Source organism: Bradyrhizobium sp. LTSP849, from assembly GCF_000938255.1.
Taxonomy (GTDB): domain Bacteria; phylum Pseudomonadota; class Alphaproteobacteria; order Rhizobiales; family Xanthobacteraceae; genus Bradyrhizobium.
Window position 1 is genome coordinate 1 of the sequence record NZ_JYMR01000022.1, and the last position, 3,186, is coordinate 3,186.

At 68.5% G+C, this 3,186-nt stretch carries 1 protein-coding gene; it reads right to left on the reverse strand.

The features are described 5' to 3' along the window. Positions 1–3,186 (reverse strand): type I polyketide synthase (locus UB31_RS15930; RefSeq protein WP_045011529.1); only part of this gene is annotated, 3,186 nt, incomplete at both ends.

Sequence of the window (3,186 nt, forward strand, 5' to 3'; positions counted from 1 at the left end):
GCTGCGACGGGATCGCACTGCCTGCATCCAGCCGCGCAACGACAGCCGCAACGCTCTCGGCGTGATCGAGCCCCAGAGCCGCCGCCAACGCGCCGTCGCCGCCCACAATCAGTGGCGGCGCATCAGACACAGGTTTGTCTTGCCCGGCCTCGTTCAATCCGACCGCACGCCACTCCAGACGATAAAGATGCTGCGCCTCGCTGCGCGAGGCCTCACGGATCTGCGCTTCGCTCGCCTGCTTCAGCCGCAAGCCCCCGACATGCGCGACCACACGGCCATGCCCATCCGCAAGCTGCAGATGCGCCAGCGCCTCGCCCTCGCCGCTGCGCTCCACCGAGGCACGGATCCGCAGCTCACGCGCGCCTTGAGCGGCCAGCGATACCTCCGACCACTCGAACGGCAGCAGCACCGACCCGTCGCCGAAGCCCTCGACCTGCGCAAGGGTCAGCACATGCAGCGCCGCATCGAGCAACGCCGGATGCAAGCCGTAACTCTCCGCTGATTCAGATAGCGCCTCCGGCAGCACCGCGCGCCCGTACATCGCATTGCCAACCCGCCACGCCTCTCGAAGTCCTTGGAACGATGGCCCATAGCCGTAGCCGCGCCCTGCCAGCCGCGCATAATGACCGGTCAGATTAATCGACTCGCCGCCGACAGGCGGCCACACCTCGAGTGCGCTCTCCGCTGCAGCGTCCTGCGATGCGGCTACCGCCTCGCCCAGCGCGCCCTGCGCATGCAGCGTCCACGACGCACCCTCAGCTGCATCTTCCGCGCGGCTGTAGATGCTCAGGCCCCGGCCTCCGCCACCCGCCTCCGCACCGTCAACCTGAACCTGAAGCCGGACACCGCCCTCCGCCGGCAGCACCAGCGGCGACAGCAGCGTCAACTGCGACACACTTGTTGCGCCGACCGCACGCGCCGCCGCAAAGCCCAGCTCCAAGAGCCCGGTCCCCGGCAGCAGCACTGTCCCGAACACCGCATGGTCGCCAAGCCAGCCGGCCTCCGACAGCGACAGCCGACCCGTCAGCAGGAAGCCGTCACTCTCCGCAAGCGGCGTCGCCGCACCCAACAGCGGATGCGACGCATCCGACAGCCCCATCGTCGCGGCGTCCCCGCTCGCCTTCTCCGCCTCAAGCCAGTAACGCTGACGCTGGAACGCATAGGTCGGTAGCGAGGCAACAGGCAGTTTCGCGAGATCGCCAAAGGCGTTCCAATCAACGACAATGCCGTGCACGTGCAGTGCGCCGAGTGCGGCCAGCAGCGCCTCGCTGCCATCACGCCCGCGACGCTGCGCCGCCACCACCTGCATCTGTGATGCTTCCGACAGGCAGCCCGCCGCAAGGCCCGTCAGGATTCCGTCCGGACCAAGCTCAAGGCTTGCCCGCACCCCTTCGGCTTCCAGCACATGCACGCCATCGAGGAACCGCACCGGACTGCGCACCTGACGCACCCAGTACTCCGCGCTGCAAAGCTCGTCCTTGGTCGCCAGACGTCCCGTCACGTTGCTCACGATCGGCAAGCGCGGCGTGCCAAAGGTGACGGACGCCAGCACCTTGCCGAACGCCTCCAGCATCGGCTCCATGCGCTGCGAGTGGAACGCGTGGCTGACCTGCAAACGACTGGTCCTGCGGCCTTTGCCCTTGAACTGCTCCGACAGCGCCAGCACAGCTACTTCATCGCCGGATATCACCGTCGAGCGCGGCCCGTTCAGTCCCGCAATCTCGACACCGTCAGTGAGCAGCGGCAGCACTTCCTCTTCGCTTGCCTCCAGCGCCACCATGGCGCCGCCGGCAGGTTGCGCCTGCATCAACGCCCCGCGCGCCGCCACCACGCGGCAGGCATCCTTCAGCGACCACACGCCCGAGACATGCGCAGCCGCAAGCTCTCCGATCGAGTGGCCGAGCAGAATGTCGGGCTCAATGCCGCACTGCTCCAGCTGACGGAACAGCGCCACCTCCACCGCAAACAAAGCCGGCTGCGCATAGGCCGTCTCGTCGAGCTTGGAGGCCGCCTCCGAGCCTTCCTCCGCAAACATCACGCTGCGCAGCGGCAGATCCAGCAGTTCGTCAAAATGACCGCAGACTTCCTCGAACGCCGCGCGGAACGTAGCACACGTCTCCAGCAGCGCCCGGCCCATGCCGATCCGCTGCGCGCCCTGACCCGTGAACAGGAACGCCAGCTTGCCGGACTCACCTCTGGCCTCGCCAACCGACACCGCCGCATGCGGGCGGCCTTCGGCCAGCGCGCGCAGTGCTTCCTCGGCCTCCGCCGCATCGCGCACTGAGACCGCCGCCCGCGAAGCAAACTGCGTCCGGTGCAACGCCGCCGTCGCAATCACAGACCTGAAATCGACGTCCGGATGCTGCGACAGCCACTCCCCATACCGGCCAGCCTGTGCACGAAGTGCCGCCTCGTCACGGCCGGACACCAGCAGCGGGATCAAGGGCGATGACGCCTCAGCCCCGACCGCGCCGTTCGCAGCCTCCTGCACCTCACTGCTGACAGCAGCAGAGCCCGCCGGCGCTTCCTCCAGAACAACATGCGCATTCGTCCCGCTCAGTCCAAACGCGCTGACGCCTGCGCGCCGCGGCCGTGCCACATCGCGGGGCCACGCACGCGCCTGCTGCAGCAGCGACAGCCCGCTGCCGTCCCACTCGATCTGGTGGCTCGGATGTTCCGCATGCAGCGTCTTCGGCAGAACCTCGTGCTTGAGCGCCAGCACCATCTTCATCACGCCGAGAACGCCGGCCGCTGCCTGCGTGTGCCCGAGGTTCGACTTCGACGAGCCCAGCCACAGCGGACGATCCGCGCGCCGCGTCGGCCCGAACACCGCGGCCAAGGCCCCGGCCTCGATGGGATCACCAAGACTGGTCCCGGTCCCGTGTGCCTCGACGACGTCGATCTCGTCGGGGCTCACCCCGCTCGCCGACAGCGCCGCGCGGATCACCCGCTGCTGGCTCGGACCGTTCGGCGCCGTCAGGCCCTGGCTCCGACCGTCCTGGTTCACGGCCGAACCCCGGATCAGCGCCAGGATCTCGTCGCCGTCCCGCTCCGCATCCGACTGCCGCTTCAGCACCAGCACGCCGCAGCCTTCGCTCCAGCCCGCGCCATTGGCGCCTGCTGAGAACGCCTTGCAGCGACCATCCGGCGCCATGCCGTTATCAGGCCCCAGCGCCACAAACGTCG